A 17,364-nucleotide genomic window follows, 5' to 3' on the forward strand; every position below is an offset into this window, starting at 1 on the left:
GCCAGCTCAGCGGGGTGTAGACATTGTACCGTAAGAGGACGGAATTATTTGTTCGGCTATCGATGAAGAAGTCAGAAAATAAATCTGTCCTGAATGGCACTTACTTAGCAGCTAACCAGTTGAGCTAAAAGCAAAAAATGAAATAGAAAAGAGGACAGATCTATTTGTCTATTTGTCTATTTGTCTATTTTGTCCCTTCCTGAAATAGGTTTACACCCGTTTCAGGACTAGACAGCTGTGTGACCGGAAAATAAATCTGTCCCCTTTAGTCGTAATGGCGTGCTCGAGACCGCCAACACCGACCTGAACTTGGCCGTTGGCAGCTTTCTGAATGCCGGTGGTCAACTCAATCACGTCGGTCTTGGCCGGTTTGATATCTCCACCGCCAACGTCATTGGTGCTGGGGGCAGCATCATCACCGGCGGCACGCTGGATCTGAATGCCGATAGCTGGACCAACTCCAGCGTCATCCAGGCCGGGTGCTTGAACGTTAATGTCGGTAATTTCAGTCAGACCGCCAGCGGTCAGCTGCTGGCTTCTGACTACTTGCAAGCGCGTGGCGGTAACTGGACCAACGATGGCCTGATCGCCAGCGATGGTGTCGTGGATATGCAGTTGGGCGGCAGTTACAGCGGCAACGGGCGGATGTCGAGTCTGGGTGGTCTTTCTCTGACAGCAGCGCAACTGAACATTGGTGCCGCTGGCAGTATCGCCAGTGGTACCTACTCGACGGTCAAAGTTGGTGGACAACTCGGCAATTCGGGCCGTATCACTTCCAACGGTGAAATGTTGGTTCGCGCCGGCAGAGTGAGAAAAGGGGACGGATTTATTTTTTCTGGCACCCGATGAGCAGACCAGAAAATAAATCTGTCCCCTTTTGTCCCCAGATTAGATACCCAAGTCCATTAGGTAACTGAGAAGGGTTGTATGGCATTTTATATAGAGATGGATAAGGTCGCAGAAACTGAAGAGTATGTTGTGTGCACGTTCGGCCGGAATTTGGAAGTTGGGTTGATACAGCTAGAGAAAAATGGTGAAGCTATTCGCGTGTTGAGAGAATGTCCTCTGGATGTTAATGGGGTATGGTCGAAAAGAGCGGGTATGAAGTTGGCCCGCCTTTGGAAAAATGGAAGCTTCCCTGATAAAACGCAATGGACTTCCTGAGGATTTGGAAACAAAAAATGGACGTTCTTTTCAGTTTGTCGAGTTGGATAGCTTGGCCCTGCGCCTTATCTGGCATTGGCGGGGGGCAGAAAAAACTGAAGGAATAAGTGACGAATCACTAAACGCTGAGCTGTTAGCGATGTTGAAGTAGGCAGGCTATTTGTAGCGGTAAGGCGGAGCGATTTACTTGTTCGGGCATGCAATAAAATGGGTGGATTGGGTTGTTGCTCAATATTAGAAAATGATGAATATGCTCCGTCAGGGGATTTTTTGGATGAAGAGTGATAAGCACCAAAATGGACGCATATTGGAATCTTGTATGCTCACACTCGATATTTAATGGAAATAAAAGGACATTCTACGTGAACAAAACCGCATTGCTGCTGACCCTGATTTCCACATTGTCAGGCTGCCATTCCAACGTCAGAGACTCGTCCCCCAGTCTGTTGAAGGACGGAATCCAGTTGCACCAAAACACGGTAGCTGTCGATGCGCAGCACGCCAAGGTCATCATGAAAGCGTCGGGCAACACATTTCCAGTCGAGTTTTCGGTCCGCCGTGCAGCCGACACTGACCAGAGAATGGAAGTGCTAGGGACCGTGGTGGATTCCGGCCAGGGCAAGGTGTTCGGCTGGATCGCCAAACTTAACGAAGTAGCCAATAGCGCCACGGTTAAACGCTTCCCGCAGTTGGAAGTACAGGCTGATGCCGACAAGCCTTTTGAGGTGTCGGGATATTCGAATGGCAGGGGCGCCGGCGGCATTTATAGTTGCGGCCCGCTGAAGAACACTTTTACGCCAGAGCGAAGTAAGGTCTATTTGGTGGAGTTCCAGTTTGTCGGGCAGGGCTGTGAACAGCATGTTTACGATGTGACCCTGCCTCAGCAGCGTGTTCCCGTGATGAGTGCACCGGCTGTGTGAAAAGGATATCTATTGCTCGCTACATAAAACGGGCGACCCAAAAGGTTTTCATTCAGCCCGCAACCGCCGACCAGCTCTCGCGCACTCGTTAGACCTCCGACGAGAGCATGTTCAAGTACCTGATGAACAACGCGGTCGCCAGCAAACAGGAACTCAACCTGTCGCTCCGCGTCAGCCTGACCTCCGAACAAGTCGCGGCCCTGACCCACGCCTCAGTCCGGGTTAAGACGGGTTAACCGGTTGAGGGCCGAAGTACGGCAAAAGTTCAGCGGCGCAGTGGTGGATCGACCGGGATTTCGTGGATGCTTAGCCTTCCTCCCCTTTTTCCTGTGCCCAAGGATCGAACATGCTTCCAAAAGTAGTGTTGATGGTACTTTTCCTGTCGCTATCAGCTTGCGGACCTTCTCGTTCAGCATGGATCGACAGCGCCAACAGCCTGGTCGGGCAGCCGATGCCCGATCTCGAAAACAAACCTTGCGATGCTCGCTGTCAGCTCATGCTGTGGTCCCCAAACAATCACGAACACCGCTATGAACGAGTGGTCGAGGGCGATGGCAATCGTTACTACTTCAACTGGCTATTCGATTGCAGTTACTCGGTGTACACCACGGCCGATGGTGTGATCCGGTCGTGGCGGTTCGAGACATCGCGGCCTGAAAGTTGTTATGTGTTCTAGCGCACTATCCCCCGTGGCAGCAGCTGGATGACGTCTTGTCGTCGTATTTGTCGTGGTGCTGCACCCACTCCATGATTTCCTCTTCATTACGGCCCTTCGGCGTCAGGTCGAGATAGTTATAGGCCCCTACCAACATGTCTAGGCCACGAGCATAAGTGGAGTAGGTATGAAAAATTTCGCCCGCTTCATTGCGATAGAACACGCTGAGCCCCGGGAGTTCTTCCTCGGCGCCGTCGGATTTTTCGTAGTTGTAGGTGGCTCTGCCGGCAGCGACATCTTCGGCCCGGGCAGAGACGCCAAAGTCGTAGTTGAAATCGCAGCCTTCTGACGACACCCAATCAAACTTCCAGCCCATGCGCCGTTTGAAAGCCTGGAATTCGGCGAACGGTGCGTGAGAAACCGCGACCACTGCCACGTCATGATGGGCCAGATGCTGGTTGGCGCCGTCGATGTGGTCGGACAGGAACGAGCAGCCGGGGCAACCTTCGTCCCATCCAGCGGCGAACATGAAGTGGTAGATGACCAGTTGGCTGCGGCCGCCAAACAGGTCGGCGAGTTTCAGTTCGCCGTTCGGGCCCTGGAAGTGGTAGTCCTTGTCGATTTTCACCCAGGGCAGGGCGCGGCGTTCGGCGCTAAGTTTGTCCCGCTCCTTTGTGAAGGCTTTTTCGTGGGCCAGGTGTTGTTTGCGTGCGGCGAGCCATTCATCGCGGGACACGACGGGATGATTCTGAACGTTCATCAGGTTTTCTCCTTCGCAAGGCTGGGAGGTGACTTACAGAGCCTAGTCGTTTGACCTGCGTCCAATTCGACATGCCGTCGGTCGGCAGCCGCAAAAAACTCGGCTGAACGGCTGCGCGCGGTGCCGGTCACAACTTAAGAAGGCCCTCTCTCACAGGCTTTGGAGGTTGAATCAGGATGACCACTTACAACTGGGATTTGATTGAACGCTTGCTGCACGAAGTGCAACGCGGTGAGGCCAGTTTCACGCCGCGCCCGTACGCCGAGCAGCATGCGGCGGAGAAAGCGTCGGAAGGCGAAGCGACTGAAAATCTGGATCACCTGAAAGCGGTGGCCGGCGAGTATGAAAAATTACTGCTGGAGCGCGGCTATATCGAGTCTCGACCCGAAGAGCAGGGCGGCACCGGCTCCAATTACATTTTGACGCCGCGTGGCTCGAGCTTGTTGAGCCTGATCGACAGCAGCATTCCGGGTAATGACCATCCGCGGCAGGTGTTGGATGAGCAGGAAGATGCGCTGGATGCGCTGACGTTTGATGAGGTGGCGTCGAAGGCGCAGATTGCCTGAAGACCACCTGAAACCAATGTGGGAGTGAGCCTGCTCGCGATGATGGAGTATCAGACAACGACGATGTCGACTGACACTCCATCATCGCGAGCAGGCTCACTCCCACATTTTGACCTGTGTTGGGCTTAGCCTTGTTGCGCGGCTTTCAGGCATTTCAAATCGTTGAAGTCCTTGCGCACCCCTCCAATCTTTTTCAACAGCCGCTGACGTTGAGGCGGCGTACTCTCGGCCATCAAATCCACAAACAATCCTCGTGCTTGCGCTTCAGTGTTGGCATAGGCCTGACGGTACGCCGGCGTCCATAAACTCTCACGATTCACCAGAAGCGTCTCGATTCTCTGTGGGAATTCCGGACTCTGACGCTGCGCAACGGCCGCACTGAATTGCTTCTGCCAATGCGCTCGGTTGGCGATCCATTGCGTGTTCTGGTCACCCAAGGCGTTCGACCATGTCTCCACCCGTTGTCTCTGAGTCGGGCTGAGCGGGCCCAGCCAGTCATTCAGGCGTTTTTGCATGCGCTCGCTACGTTCCTTGATCTGCTGATCGAGCGTCGGTTTGACGTAATCGTCTTGGCGCTTGCGCTGATCCTTGGCGAAGGCGTCGTTCATTTCAGCGACTTGCTTGTCATCCAGCCCCTGTAACAATTCGATGGCCGAAGGGGTGATTTCCCGGGCGGTCTGTGCGATGGCGTCCTTGGCTTCCTGAGTGCGGGTTTGCAGCGCGTCGTCGGTGACCTGGTTGGTCTCGACCATCGCCTGCAAGCGGTCCAGCCAGTCAAGGTAGCCCGGCAGTTGCGTGGTGCAGTGCCAGCTCAGGTGTTCCTTGAGGCGCTCGTTGAACCAGCCTTTTTGTTCGCCGTTCATGTCCAGGTAATCGCTGAGCGTCCACGGAATGATCACGTCGAGGTTGCGATAGGCCAGGCCCACGCGGCTACAGGCGCCAAGGGCCAGGCTGAGCGTGATGATGAGGGCGAGATACTTTAACCAGCGCGACATGGGCGAATCCTTGCGAAGATCTGGCTTCTTTAATGGATTCTTATGTGAACGCAGAATGGGCCCGGCAGTTCAGCCGATCAATAGAAGGGGCGCTCGGCCTTGAGGGTGACCAACCCGTCGCACTGGCTGTTGTGCCCGGAGTAGGCGGAACAGTCGCTGCCGCTGAGGCTTGAGTCGCTGTAGATCAGGTTGAGGTCGACACCCATGAACGGCCGGGAAAGTTGCACCGACCAATCGGTAAAACTGCCGATATAGCCGCCGTCGACGGACGCTGGCGTGTTGAGTTGGTGGGTGGTGTATTTCATGCTGATCCCGATGCCGAACGGCTGATTGCCGCCCAGGTCGGCGAAGACGGTGCTGTTCTGTTTGTCCGGGTCGTTGCTGAAGGCTGCGCCGAAACGGCTGCCGAGAAAGGTCAGGCCGCCGAAAAACTCCTGGCTGTCGAGGGTGTCCACTTTCGGGTAGCTGTAATGGATCATGCCGACTTCGTACCCGAGGGTATTATCGAAAGGCTGTTTAAAGCCCAGGTAGGAGTCGACTTCAAGGTTGGCCCCAGGGGATAAACCCATGCTCGGCGCCCATTGCCCCGCGTAAAAGCCACTGTCATGGCTCAGGTCGAGACCACCGTGGAACGAACCGGTGCTGGCGGGCTTGACCAGCCCTTGGGCCATGCTGCGGCTGGGGGTGGTGCCGAGTTTGAGATCGAAATCGCCCAATTCACGCTGGAAGATTTGCGCGTTGGCGACCGAACACGACAGCAGGGTGCCGAGCAATAAGTGGGAGGGTTTGAGCATGCGTCACTCCATGACCGCGAGGAGCAGGAACAAAAACCTACTGAAACGCTTGATCTAGACGTGTGCAAGCATACCGGCGAATGCTCGGCATTGAAGGCCGTTCGTCGATTTTTGAAATATTGATGTGTTTGGCGGGGTGTTGCGGGGAGGTTCCAGTCCAAGCGCTTCGAAGCTCAAAGCGCTTACGGACCAGGTGACGCGGCGGATCTTTGGGGGAGTGTTACTTCTTGCCCAAAGTGATCTGCTTGGACGGGCCGAACGTCTGGCCGCTCACGCCTTTGGCAATTTGCTGGATCTCGCCGCCGGACTTGAGGAACGCAGCGATCTGGTTGTTGATCGATTCGCTGGTTTCAACGGCTGGAGCTGGCTTTGCTTTGCTGTTGGATGCTTTTACACGCATGGCGGCCATTAACCTGTAGAAAATTAACTTGGCCAGGCATCGTACAGGAAATACTTGACAATTGCTTGGCTAATATCCCCTCAAAATACACATTGCAGGGGCGTCATTAATCACAAGCTATTATTCGAAATACGTTCCTAAGCTGCTGTTTTAAATAAGAACGACGGTAGAAAAACACAGGTTTTAGATCCGCGGGCGAGGGTGACGATCGCCCGTTCGGCCTGACGAGCGGCCAAATACCCAAGGCAAAACCCAGGAAAATTAAGGCCTTCAGAAGAATTTCTGGTGTCACCGGGCTGGCCACGGGAACGCCGCACGGAAAAACGGGTAGAATGCCGCCCACGCAATGAGGGTATTGGAAATGGCTTTAGTCGGGCGCTACAACAGTTTGCAAGTGGTTAAACACACTAACTTCGGTTTATATCTTGACGGTGGCGCGGATGGCGAAATCCTCCTGCCTAATCGTTATATTCCCAAAGATATTCCCAGCGAAGATGAAGATTGGCTCAACGTTTTTGTTTATCTGGACAGCGATGACAAACTCATCGCAACTACCGAAAAGCCGAAAGTTCAGGTCGGTGAATTCGCCAGTTTGAAAGTCGTTGAAGTCAACAGCATCGGTGTTTTCCTGGATTGGGGCCTGCCGAAGGATTTGCTGCTGCCGTACTCCGAAGAAAAACGTCAGATGACCGCCGGTGAATATGTCGTGGTGCACGTCTACCTCGACAAGCACACCCGCCGCATCACCGCGACGGCGCGCCTGGACCGCTACCTCGACAAGACCCCCGCCAGCTACACGCCTGGCCAGGAAGTTGATTTGCTGGTGGCCGAAGCGACCGACATGGGCTTCAAGGCAATCATCAACAACAAGCACTGGGGCCTGATTCACAAGAACGAAATCTTCAAGTTCATGCGCGCCGGCAAGGAAGAGAAGGGCTTTATCAAAGAAGTCCGTACCGACGGCAAGATCAGCCTGAGCCTGCAACCGGTGGGCGAAGAAGCCGCCACCAGCCTCAACTCGAAGATCCTCGCCAAGTTACGTGAAAACAACGGCACCCTGCCGGTCAGCGACAAGAGCGACCCGACCGTGATCACCAGCCTGTTTGGTGTGAGCAAAGGCAACTTCAAGAAGGCTATCGGTGCGCTGTACAAAAATGGCCAGATCGTCATTCATGCGGATCGCATTGAACTAAGCTGACCTCGCTCCGGCCCCATATAGAACGATTACAGAGGGGCGGGTTATGAAAAAAGGGCTGTTTGCCTACGCGGGCACCTTGCTCGCGTTTCTCGTGCTCGACGGCCTATGGCTGGGCGTGCTGATGGCGCCGACTTATCGGGCGCTGCTCGGTCCGCTGATGCTCGACCAACCGCTGCTGGCCCCGGCAGCGGTGTTCTATCTTCTTTATGTCTTGGGTTGCGTGGTGTTCGTGGTGTTGCCGGCGAAGACCTGGCGACGAGCTTCGGCGCTGGGCGCGCTATTGGGTCTGGTGGCTTACGGCACGTATGACCTGAGTAACTGGGCAACCTTGAACGGATGGTCGGCGCAGTTGGCGTTGATGGACATGGCCTGGGGCACGTTGGCCACCTGCATTGCCTGCACGGTCGGGTATTGGGTTGCGCGAAAAGTGCAGTGATCCTCGTTGCCTGCAATGACGCAATCGGGAATTTAAACGTCCCGTCCAGGCGGCATTTTCTGGCCGTTTGGTTAATAATCGACAGCATAACTTTTCGCCCCGACACCGTTTGTTCAGCAAGCAGGCCGGGGCTTTGTTTTTACTGTCGAGTCACTGCCATGTTTGTTGTTGTCGAGGTGTTCCGGTGAGCGCCAGCCGGCGTAGCGCCGATGGGTTTGCCCTGCAAGTGATGGTCGGGTTGTGCCTGATCTGGGGCGTGCAGCAGGTGATGATCAAATGGGCGGCGCCCGACATCGCTCCGGTCATGCAAGCGGCGGGGCGGTCGGGTATTTCCGCGTTGCTTGTAGGACTGTTGATCTGCTGGAAGGGTGGCTGGGATCAGGTCGGCAGCACGTGGCGTGGCGGCTTGTTGGCCGGTGCGCTGTTTGGTCTGGAGTTCTTTTTCATTTCCGAAGGTTTGCAACTGACCACGGCAGCGCATATGTCGGTGTTCCTTTACACCGCGCCGATTTTTACCGCGTTGGGCGTGCACTGGCTGCTGCCGAGCGAACGTCTGAGGCCGGTGCAATGGCTGGGGATTTTCCTCGCCTTCGTCGGGATCGCCATCGCGTTTGCTGGCGGCGTGTCCTGGGACAACCTCGACCACCGCATGTTGATGGGCGATGCGTTGGGCGTACTGGCCGGGGCTTCCTGGGGCGCGACCACGGTGGTGGTGCGTGCCTCGCGACTGTCGGAAGCCCCGGTCACGCTGACCCTGTTTTACCAACTGATCGTCGGTTTCGTTGGGCTGCTGCTGATCGCGATCCTCAGCGGCCAGGTAACCCATGTCAGCCTGACCACCGTCGCGGTGGCCAGCGTGCTGTTCCAGGGATTGGTCGTGTCGTTCTTCAGCTACCTGACGTGGTTCTGGCTGTTGCGCCGTTATCTGGCGGCGAACCTGGCGGTGTTTTCGTTCATGACGCCGCTGTTCGGTGTCACATTCGGCGTGGTGTTGCTGGGTGAAGAGTTGAGCCTGAACTTCGTCATCGGTGCCGTGCTGGTGTTGTTGGGCATCACGTTTGTCAGCGCTGAGCAGTGGGTGCGCCGTCGTTTGCGCAAAGCCCTGGGGCAGCAGTGACCGGACGCAACAGCAGGCCGCCAGCGACAAGCAAGCCGCTGCCGGCAACCACCAGCGCTGGCTGCAAACCGCCGCTGAAATGGCTGCTCAGCGCCGCCAGCAACGGCCCGGCGAGTTGACCCACCGCAAAGCAGGCCGTTAGCATCCCGGCGTTGCGTTGAGTAGCGTGGGGCGCCAGTTCCCGGGAGCGTTGCATCACCAATTGCATGCAGGCCAGGAACGGCGTGCCGCAAAGAATCACCCCCAGCGCCAAGCCCGGCCCGCTGCCCAACAGGCAGGCAAAGACACCAGCGGCTTGCAGCCACAACGTCACCATCAGCCAGTGGCGGGTGCCATTCGGGGTTTGTCGACGCAGACTGACCAGCACCACTCCGATGGCCGACGCCAGGCCGAAGCACGGCCAGAACAGGTCGGCCTGCCATTGGCCATGGAACTGTGCGCTGGCCATTTGCGAAAGGAACGTGGCGGGGATGATGTAGCCCAAGCCGTACAACCCGTAGATCACACCTAGGCGGCCAATGCCTCGCTGGTTCGAAGTGGCTGTGCTCGGTGCGGCAACCGCAGTCGCGGTCGATTGCGGCAAAAACGGCAGAATCCCCAGCAGCATTGCCAATGCGACACCGGCATACACCAGCCACAGGGTTGCAGACGTCTGCCCCAGCAGGTGCGAGCCCAACGCCAACATTCCTGTGAGAAAAATCCCCAAACCAGGTCCGGCAAATACCTGGGCGCCCAGTCGTGGGCGGCCGGCTGCCGCTGCCAGTGGCTGGCTCAACGCCGTGATCATCACCAGCACCCAGGCGCTGGCCACGCCGGTACCGAATCGCAGCACCAGGTGCGACCAGAACCCGTTGGCCCAGAACGACGCCAGTGTCAGCAGCACACACAGCCACAACCCACCGAGCAGTCGCCGACGGACCTGTTCGGGACGGCGAGAGAACATGGCATCCACGGCACCGACGAAGTAGCCGAGGTAGTTGGCGGCCGCAATCAGACCGGCGGCAGTCAGGTCGATCTGACCTTCGCTGAGCAAGTGCGGCATTTGCGGTGTGAGGGCGAAACGCCCGATCCCCATGGCCATCATCAGGGCGATAAAACTGGCGAGTAAGCGAATCAAGGGAGACATGGTCTGAATTCCGGTAAAGGCTCAATGACCGTCAGGCTAGGACTGATTGACTTTCTTTAAAAATGAATAATAGTGAGTAACTTGTTCTGATTTGGAGAATATCGTGGAGTTCAGCCAATTGCGGATTTTCCAGGCCGTGGCGCAGGAGGGGTCGATCACCCGTGCTGCCGAACGGTTGCACCGGGTGCCGTCTAACCTGTCAACGCGACTCAAGCAACTTGAAGAGCAGCTCGGTGTAGAGCTTTTCGTCCGCGAGCGTCAGCGTTTGCAACTGTCACCTGCGGGAAAAGTCCTGCTGGACTACACCGCCAAACTCTTCAGCTTGCGCGACGAAGCCCAGGCAGCAGTGCAGGGCGGGCAACCGGCCGGGGACTTCGTGTTGGGCACCATGTACAGCACGGCGGCGATTCATTTGCCGGGACTACTGGCGCGTTATCACCGCACGTATCCGGCGGTGAACCTGCAAGTGCAGTCCGGGCCCAGCGGTGAATTGCTTGAGGGTTTGCTCACCGGTCGTCTCGATGCGGCCTTGGTGGATGGCCCGCTGGAGCTGGCCGGTCTGGACGGTGTGCCATTATGCGACGAGCGGCTGGTGCTGATCAGCGAGGCCGATCACCCGCCGGTCCGCAGCGCCATGGACGTGGAAGGGCGCTCGGTGTTTACCTTTCGTCAGGGCTGCTCCTACCGCATGCGTCTTGAAGCCTGGTTTGCCCATGACCACGCGGCCATGGGCCGGGCGATGGAGATCGAGTCTTACCCGGGCATGCTGGCGTGTGTGATTGCTGGCTCGGGCGTGGCGCTGATGTCGGAGTCGATGCTGGCAAGCCTGCCGGGCCGTGAAAGCGTGGGGGTGCACCCGCTGGCGGAGCCGTTTGCCCACGCGACGACCTGGTTGATGTGGCGCAAAGGCATGGTCGGGGCCAACCTGAACGCGTGGATTGAACAGCAACAAGCGGTCTATCCATCGGCGCCGATGCAGGCTTCGGCGATTGCTTGAACTATCGGTCAGGTATTTTGATCAATTCAGTAACAGATCATTGCGGATTTGGCCGAGCATTGCGTAGGACTTCAGACTATTATCAGTGCGAAGGGGCTACAGAATTTCAGCCGCTCGGCACTACCCTGAAGGGGGCACCATGAAAGAGAAAATTCAAAACTGGCTGCACGATCTGGGTGTTGCACTCGGTTTGATCGAACCGCCTCTGCAACCTGTTCCTATTCGCACCGACGACGAACAGCGTCGACGCCAGCCGCGCCGTCGGTAAGTCTGACCCGCACTGGCTCAAACCTGGCAAATCCTCTGTGGCGAGGGAGCTTGCTCCCGCTGGGGCGCGTAGCGCCCCTTGGTAGCCTCAGAGTTGTCAGGGAATACTCGGACAGGATTGGCGACTGCTGCGCAGCCGAACGGGAGCAAGCTCCCTCGCCACAGTTCACCACGAGCGTGCGTTTGGCATTCGGACTCAATGCCGTCCAATCTCCACCAAAAACCGACTCAAATCATTCGCCGTCCTGGCATCCTTGAGCATACGGTCTTCTTCCGCCGTAAACGCCGTCAACCCCAGCTCATCCTCCAGATGGAAGATCAGCTCTTCGATATCCTGTTTATCCAATCCCAACTGCGCCAGGCTGGCGTTGTCGTCGAAGTCATCCTGACCCTCCAGCAGGCGGCTGATGAAACGATGCACGGCGGCACGAACGGCAGCTCTTTTCATGGTGGTTCTTCGAGGGCGTTATTGTTGTTCCTGAGCTTGAGTACAGCAGGCTTCAGGTGTGTGAGCGCTGCCACTCGTCAATCATCGTGCGCAAATGCTCCCCGGAAAAACTCCCGAAATGCCCGCCGTGCACCGTACGGATCGGCAACGCGCGCAAGCGCTGCAGGCTGCGAGCGTAGTCGTCGAGATTGGAGTGGTAGGCGTCTTCGATCAGCGGGCCGTCGTAGATGATGTCGCCGCTGAACAGCGTCTCGGTTGCCGCTTCGTACAGGCTGATGCCGCCCGGTGAATGCCCCGGCGTATGCAGCACCTGCAGCACGCGATTGCCCAGATCCAGCACGTCGCCTTCTTCAATTATCCCCGTGGCCGGCGCGGCTTCGACGCGATATTCGGCGTAGCACAACGGGCAGTCCGGGTGCGCCTCGAACATCTCGTCGCCGACAAACGCCCGGCTCAAATCGTTTTCGCCGTCGGGTGCCGCCAGGATGTCGGCCTCGGCCGGATGCACCAGGCGCTCGGGAAATTCGTGATGACCGGCAATGTGGTCGAAATGGCAATGACTGGCCACCGCCACCAGCGGCCGCTCGGTGATCCACGGCAGCTGCTCGCGCAGGCTCACCAATCCGGAACCGCTGTCCAGCAGCAAGTCCTTGTCGCGGCCCTGAATGTGCCAGAGGTTGCAGCGATAGAAGGGCCGGATGTAAGGCTCGTGAATCAGCCGAATGCCGTCACTCAGCTGTTTGACCTCGAACCACTGATCGCGCGAAACAATCTTCATCAAAGGTTTTCTCCAGACGAAAAAAAACGGGTGTGGCAACCGACGCCACACCCGTCGAAGAAAGCATCAAGTCGTTAGGTTCAGCTTAGGCGGCGCTGGCCATCGTTGCCGGACGAGGGGACAGCAAGCTGACCACCACGAAGCTCACCAGGCCCACGCCGAGGCTGTAGTAGATCGGAGTGTTGGCGTCCATACCGTCCTTGAACATGAACAGCAGCGCAGTGGCAAAGCCCATGCCCATGCTGGCGATAGCGCCGGCGGTGGTTGCGCGTTTCCAGAAGATCGCGCCCATCAGCGGAATCAGCATGCCGCCCACCAACAGGTTGTAAGCCAGGGTCAAGGCACTGATCACATCGTTTACCACCAGCGCGATACCCAGCACGGCGATACCGGTCAGCAGGGTGAACAGGCGATTGATGCCCAGGCTCGACGGTTTGCCGCCGCGCAGTTTCGGCAGCAGGTCTTCGGTCAGGGTGGTGGATGCGGCGAGCAGGCCGGCGCTGGCGGTGGACATCATTGCTGCCAGGGCAGCCGCGATCACCAAGCCACGGATGCCGTCCGGCAGCGAGACTTTGACGATAGCGGCAAAAGCGTTATTGACGTTGTCCAGATCCGGGATCAGTACGTGAGCGGCCATGCCGATCAATGCACAGACCAGGCCGTAGATGATGCAGTAGATGCCCGCGGTGGTACCGGCATACTTCGCAACTTTCTCGCTTCGTGCGGTGAACACCCGTTGCCAGATATCCTGGCCTATCAGGATGCCGAAGAAGTAAATCATGAAGTAGGTGATGATGGTGTCCCAGCCAATGCTGGTGAAGCTGAAGCTGGCAGCCGGCAATTGTGCAACCAGTTGATCCCAGCCACCCACTCGGTACAAGCAGATTGGCAGCAGCAGGAACATCAGGCCTACGGTCTGGATACCGAACTGGACGATGTCGGTCAGGGTCAGCGACCACATTCCGCCGATGGCCGAGTAGATCACCACCACGCCACCGCCGAGAATTACCGACATCCAGAACGGAAGGCCGAACAGCACTTGCAACACGGTGCCGATTGCCAGGATCGAGGTCACGCCGATCATCAGCGCATAGGCCAGCATGATGCTCGCGCTTGCGGTACGAGCCATTGGGTTATAGCGCTTTTCCAGCACTTGAGTGACGGTGAAAACCTTCAGCTTCAGCAGCGGTTTGGCGAGGAACAGGTTCAGCGCGACGATCCCGCAACCCAGTGCAGCACAGAGCCAGAAACCGGAGATGCCATGAACGTAGCCCAGGCGCACGGTGCCCACGGTGGACGCGCCGCCCAGAACGGTGGCGGCCATGGTGCCCATGTACAGGCTCGGGCCGAGGTTGCGACCGGCGACCAAGTAGTCTTCGTTGGTCTTGGCCTTGCGCATGCCGAAGTAGCCAAGTATCAGCATCGCGGCGGCGTAGATGAGTACGACGAATAAATCCAAAGCCATGATGGCGTGTCTCCGATTGTCTTTTTTATGGTGAGGCGAAAATCAATGTGGCAATCAGTCCGCTTTTTGTGGCGAGGGAGCTTGCTCCCGCTGGGCTGCGAAGCAGCCCCAAATCCTGCAACCGCGTTTCTTCAGGGGAAACACCATTCGCCTGTTTTGCGACTGCTGCGCAGTCGAGCGGGAGCAAGCTCCCTCGCCACAGAGGTCCGTTGACCATCGCTTGTGTTGAATCAGGCGGCTTGTCGCATCGCCGGTTTACTGAGCGCGTCCGTGCCCTTGCTGCGTGCATCATTCGGCCCGAACACCGCAGCCGGTTCCGGAAACAGGCTCAGCAGCGTCAGGTACACCAGCGAGGCCAGGCCGAGGGTGACCGGCAGGCTGATGTCGATGCCGCCAGCCAGATCGCCCAGCACACCCACAAACTGCCCCGGCAGGTTCACAAAGCACAAACCCACCAGCGCACTCGGGATCCAGGCTCCCAGGCCACGCCAGTTCCAGCCATGGGTGAACCAGTAGCGGCCACCTTTCTCGCCGCGGGTGAACACTTGCAGGTCATCCGGGCAGTAGAAGCCGCGACGCACCACCAGGCCGATGATCATGATCACCATCCACGGGGTGGTGCAGGTGATGATCAGCACGGCGAAGGTCGACACGCTCTGCACCAGGTTCGCGGCGAAGCGCCCGATGAAGATGAAGGCAATCGACATCACACCGATCAGCAACGTCGCCTTGACCCGCGACAGCACCCGAGGGAACACGCTGGACATGTCCAGCCCGGTGCCATACAGCGAAGTAGTGCCGGTGGACATGCCGCCGATCACCGCGATCAGGCACACCGGCAGGAAGAACCAGCTCGGCGAGACCGCCAGCAAACCGCCGACGTAGTTGTTGGCCGCGATGTAGTCCGGTGCCTTGATCGCTACGATGGTGGCGGTGGCCAGGCCGAACAGGAACGGAATGAACGTCGCGATCTGCGAGATCACCACGGCGGCCATGATCCGGCGCTTGGAGGTCTCACGCGGGATGTAGCGCGACCAGTCGCCGAGGAACGCGCCGAAGGAAATCGGGTTGCTCATCGCCACCAGTGCAGCACCGATGAAGGCCGCCCAGAAACCTGGCTGACCCATATTGACGGTGCCGGCGTAATTCACATCGAACGGCCCGGCGAAGGCGAAGATGCCCAGCAGGAACAACAGGCTGGCGCTCCATACCGCGATTTTGTTGACCCACAGCAGAAAGCGAAAGCCATAGATGCAAACCGTCAGCACCAGGATCGCGAACAGCCCGTAGGCCAGGCCCAGGGTCAGGTCGGTTTCCGGCAGACCGATCAGGCGTTTGGCGCCACCGATCAGCGCATCACCCGAACTCCACACCGAGAGCGAGAAGAAGGCGATGGCGGTCAGCAGCGACAGGAACGAACCGACGATCCGCCCGTGCACGCCGAAATGCGCACCGGAAGACACGGCGTTGTTGGTGCCATTGAGTGGCCCGAACAGGCCCATTGGCGCGAGGATCAGCGAGCCCAGCAGCACGCCCAGCACAATCGCCCAGACACCGGCCTGAAAAGACAGGCCGAACAGCACCGGGAAACTGCCGAGCACGGCGGTGGCAAAAGTGTTGGAACCGCCGAAGATCATCCGGAACAAGTCCGTCGGGCCTGCGGTGCGTTCGTTGTCCGGGATCTGTTCGACCCCGTGGGTTTCAATCTGCGTAAGGCTTTGGTCGTTGTTGTTGTTATTCATGATCAGCTCCGATCATAAAGGCGCGCTCATCGTGTGTGAGCGTCACCTGTTTGGCTAAGGGGGTGGCAGCCCTTCCGGCATTGCGGACAAATGTTCGTGGCAGGCCAGCCATAGGCCTTGTTGTTGTCGGCGAAACACAATCGTCTCGCGCTCCTGGCTGAAGTGTTGCTCCCCTTGCATGCGCAGCTCGGTGGCCACGTCATGGATGAAAATCGCCACGTCACCCTGCAGGCTGACGAAGGCGTTGCTCGACGTGCACGCAAGCACCTCGAAGCCATCCTCGGCGCGCCAGGTGTCCCACAACGCCTGATAGGCATCGCGCGACAGCAGGGGCTGTTCGAGGGTGTAGAACACGAAGCTGGCGTCGGCGCTGAACGCGCCGAAGTAGGCTTCGCGATCGTTGCGGGCGAAGGCCGTCACCAGATCGGCGGCGGCTTTCAACACCTGATCACGTTCGTTCATGACCGATCCTCAGCGGTGGGCCACGCCCGGCAGTACGCAGAGCATTTCGTACAGCAGGTTGGCGGCCAGCAGCGAGGTGTTGCCGGTGGTGTCATAAGCGGGCGAGACTTCTACCAGATCGCAGCCGATCAGGTCGAGGCCTTGGCAGCCGCGAATGATTTCAATTGCCTGAATGGTCGTCAGACCACCGATTTCCGGGGTGCCGGTGCCTGGCGCCCAAGCCGGGTCGATGCCGTCGATGTCGAAAGTCAGGTACACCGGACCGCCGCCGACTTTCTCGCGCACTTCGGCCATCAGCGGTGCCAGGGATTTGTGCCAGCACTCTTCAGCCTGAACCACACGGAAGCCCTGTTTACGACTCCAGTTGAAGTCTTCGGAGGTGTAGCCCTGAGCGCGCAAGCCGATTTGCACCACGCGATCGCAGTCGATCAGGCCTTCTTCGGCCGCGCGACGGAAGGTGGTGCCGTGGGCGACTTTCTCGCCAAACATGTGATCGTTCACATCGGCGTGAGCGTCGATGTGCACCAGGCCGACCTTGCCGTGCTTCTTGTGAATGGCACGCAGGATTGGCAGGGTGATGGTGTGGTCGCCGCCCAGGGTCAGCGGGATCACATTGTGTTCGAGGATGGCGTCGTAGGATTCTTCGATGATCCGCACCGCGTCCAGCAGGTTGAACGTATTGATCGCCACATCGCCGATGTCGGCCACCGACAGCGAATCGAACGGTGCAGCGCCGGTCGCCATGTTGTACGGGCGGATCATCACCGATTCAGCGCGGATTTCGCGAGGTCCGAAGCGGGTGCCGGGGCGCAGCGAGGTGCCGATGTCCAGCGGGACGCCAACAAAGGCAGCATCCAGACCGGCAGCGGTAGGCAAATGGGGGAGTCGCATCATGGTGGCGATGCCGCCGAAGCGCGGCATTTCATTGCCGCCCAGTGGTTGGTGAAGAATCTTTTCCACGGGTAAGGCCTCATCGTCGTTGTTTTATTTATGTCGGTTGCGCCGCTCCGGGGAGGTTCGGGCACCGTTAGGGGCCGATTCTGCGAAATGTAGTGGCCGGGAAGAATCGCTACG

The 17,364-nt window shown here is 58.1% G+C and carries 21 protein-coding genes and 1 pseudogene; 11 read left to right on the forward strand and 11 right to left on the reverse strand.

The window, feature by feature from the left end; all coding sequences use genetic code 11:
* Positions 1 to 267: 267 nt before the first annotated feature.
* The 5 genes and pseudogenes from AC1ROI_RS15510 to AC1ROI_RS15530 all read left to right on the forward strand — a co-directional run.
* A pseudogene (locus AC1ROI_RS15510) lies at positions 268 to 840 on the forward strand (hypothetical protein); the annotation flags it as partial.
* An 87-nt stretch (positions 841 to 927) separates the two neighbouring features.
* Complete coding sequence (locus AC1ROI_RS15515) at positions 928 to 1,164, forward strand: hypothetical protein (protein WP_102594242.1); 237 nt, start codon at positions 928 to 930, stop codon at positions 1,162 to 1,164.
* Between the two features lie 362 nt (positions 1,165 to 1,526).
* Positions 1,527 to 2,084 (forward strand): hypothetical protein, encoded by a 558-nt coding sequence (locus AC1ROI_RS15520; RefSeq protein WP_102594243.1) that lies wholly within the window; start codon positions 1,527 to 1,529, stop codon positions 2,082 to 2,084.
* Between the two features lie 107 nt (positions 2,085 to 2,191).
* Positions 2,192 to 2,320 carry a hypothetical protein gene (locus tag AC1ROI_RS15525; RefSeq protein WP_256577996.1) on the forward strand — a complete coding sequence of 43 codons (129 nt, stop codon included), beginning with the start codon at positions 2,192 to 2,194 and terminating at the stop codon, positions 2,318 to 2,320.
* A 110-nt stretch (positions 2,321 to 2,430) separates the two neighbouring features.
* Positions 2,431 to 2,760 (forward strand): hypothetical protein, encoded by a 330-nt coding sequence (locus AC1ROI_RS15530; protein WP_077749142.1) that lies wholly within the window; start codon positions 2,431 to 2,433, stop codon positions 2,758 to 2,760.
* 4 nt (positions 2,761 to 2,764) lie between these two features.
* On the opposite strand, the gene AC1ROI_RS15535 is transcribed toward AC1ROI_RS15530, so the two are convergent.
* Positions 2,765 to 3,499 (reverse strand): DUF899 domain-containing protein, encoded by a 735-nt coding sequence (locus AC1ROI_RS15535; protein ID WP_102594244.1) that lies wholly within the window; start codon positions 3,497 to 3,499, stop codon positions 2,765 to 2,767.
* Between the two features lie 176 nt (positions 3,500 to 3,675).
* Here AC1ROI_RS15535 and AC1ROI_RS15540 point away from each other — a divergent pair, with 176 nt between their 5' ends.
* A complete protein-coding gene (locus tag AC1ROI_RS15540; RefSeq protein ID WP_102594245.1) occupies positions 3,676 to 4,065 on the forward strand; it encodes a transcriptional regulator in 390 nt (129 codons plus the stop codon).
* 125 nt (positions 4,066 to 4,190) lie between these two features.
* Here the strand turns inward: AC1ROI_RS15540 and AC1ROI_RS15545 are convergent, their stop codons facing one another.
* The 3 genes from AC1ROI_RS15545 to AC1ROI_RS15555 all read right to left on the reverse strand — a co-directional run bounded on the left by AC1ROI_RS15545 (position 4,191) and on the right by AC1ROI_RS15555 (position 6,263).
* Complete coding sequence (locus tag AC1ROI_RS15545; RefSeq protein WP_077749139.1) at positions 4,191 to 5,060, reverse strand: DUF6279 family lipoprotein; 870 nt, start codon at positions 5,058 to 5,060, stop codon at positions 4,191 to 4,193.
* Positions 5,061 to 5,137: 77 nt separating this feature from the next.
* A complete protein-coding gene (locus tag AC1ROI_RS15550) occupies positions 5,138 to 5,854 on the reverse strand; it encodes a TorF family putative porin (RefSeq protein WP_010462029.1) in 717 nt (238 codons plus the stop codon).
* Between the two features lie 220 nt (positions 5,855 to 6,074).
* Complete coding sequence (locus tag AC1ROI_RS15555) at positions 6,075 to 6,263, reverse strand: PFL_1563 family small protein (protein ID WP_017337097.1); 189 nt, start codon at positions 6,261 to 6,263, stop codon at positions 6,075 to 6,077.
* Positions 6,264 to 6,615: 352 nt separating this feature from the next.
* Here AC1ROI_RS15555 and AC1ROI_RS15560 point away from each other — a divergent pair, with 352 nt between their 5' ends.
* From AC1ROI_RS15560 to AC1ROI_RS15570, 3 genes are all read left to right on the forward strand, one after another.
* A complete protein-coding gene (locus AC1ROI_RS15560) occupies positions 6,616 to 7,452 on the forward strand; it encodes a CvfB family protein (RefSeq protein WP_102594246.1) in 837 nt (278 codons plus the stop codon).
* Positions 7,453 to 7,495: 43 nt separating this feature from the next.
* The gene (locus AC1ROI_RS15565; protein WP_010462023.1) at positions 7,496 to 7,888 is read left to right on the forward strand and encodes a DUF2177 family protein; all 393 of its coding nucleotides are present in this window, start codon (positions 7,496 to 7,498) and stop codon (positions 7,886 to 7,888) included.
* A 184-nt stretch (positions 7,889 to 8,072) separates the two neighbouring features.
* On the forward strand, positions 8,073 to 9,005 hold the full coding sequence (locus tag AC1ROI_RS15570) for a DMT family transporter (protein WP_102594247.1): 933 nt from the start codon (positions 8,073 to 8,075) through the stop codon (positions 9,003 to 9,005).
* Here the strand turns inward: AC1ROI_RS15570 and AC1ROI_RS15575 are convergent.
* Positions 8,950 to 10,131 (reverse strand): MFS transporter, encoded by a 1,182-nt coding sequence (locus tag AC1ROI_RS15575; protein WP_102594248.1) that lies wholly within the window; start codon positions 10,129 to 10,131, stop codon positions 8,950 to 8,952. The two genes, AC1ROI_RS15570 and AC1ROI_RS15575, sit on opposite strands and share 56 nt — an antisense overlap.
* Positions 10,132 to 10,234: 103 nt before the next feature.
* Here AC1ROI_RS15575 and ptrR point away from each other — a divergent pair, with 103 nt between their 5' ends.
* Positions 10,235 to 11,128, forward strand: coding sequence for a putrescine utilization regulator PtrR (ptrR, locus tag AC1ROI_RS15580; protein WP_102594249.1), 894 nt, complete (start codon positions 10,235 to 10,237; stop codon positions 11,126 to 11,128).
* Between the two features lie 139 nt (positions 11,129 to 11,267).
* Positions 11,268 to 11,396: a PA1414 family protein gene (locus AC1ROI_RS15585; protein ID WP_003184145.1), complete on the forward strand. Its 129-nt coding sequence runs from the start codon at positions 11,268 to 11,270 to the stop codon at positions 11,394 to 11,396.
* 195 nt (positions 11,397 to 11,591) lie between these two features.
* Here the strand turns inward: AC1ROI_RS15585 and AC1ROI_RS15590 are convergent, their stop codons facing one another.
* The 6 genes from AC1ROI_RS15590 to speB form a co-directional block, all read right to left on the reverse strand.
* Entirely contained in the window at positions 11,592 to 11,843 is a 252-nt protein-coding gene (locus AC1ROI_RS15590) for an HAD family hydrolase (protein ID WP_010462011.1), read from the reverse strand.
* 52 nt (positions 11,844 to 11,895) lie between these two features.
* Positions 11,896 to 12,621: an MBL fold metallo-hydrolase gene (locus AC1ROI_RS15595; protein WP_102594250.1), complete on the reverse strand. Its 726-nt coding sequence runs from the start codon at positions 12,619 to 12,621 to the stop codon at positions 11,896 to 11,898.
* Between the two features lie 85 nt (positions 12,622 to 12,706).
* A complete protein-coding gene (locus AC1ROI_RS15600) occupies positions 12,707 to 14,086 on the reverse strand; it encodes a sodium:solute symporter family protein (protein WP_010462009.1) in 1,380 nt (459 codons plus the stop codon).
* A 230-nt stretch (positions 14,087 to 14,316) separates the two neighbouring features.
* A complete protein-coding gene (locus AC1ROI_RS15605; RefSeq protein WP_102594251.1) occupies positions 14,317 to 15,828 on the reverse strand; it encodes a purine-cytosine permease family protein in 1,512 nt (503 codons plus the stop codon).
* A 54-nt stretch (positions 15,829 to 15,882) separates the two neighbouring features.
* Positions 15,883 to 16,290, reverse strand: a complete 408-nt coding sequence (locus AC1ROI_RS15610) for a YybH family protein (RefSeq protein WP_102594252.1) — start codon at positions 16,288 to 16,290, stop codon at positions 15,883 to 15,885.
* Positions 16,291 to 16,299: 9 nt separating this feature from the next.
* A complete protein-coding gene (gene speB, locus AC1ROI_RS15615) occupies positions 16,300 to 17,250 on the reverse strand; it encodes an agmatinase (protein WP_077749132.1) in 951 nt (316 codons plus the stop codon).
* Between the last annotated feature and the right edge of the window lie 114 nt (positions 17,251 to 17,364).

The sequence above is a fragment of the Pseudomonas sp. GW823-FHT02C02 genome, assembly GCF_058797635.1.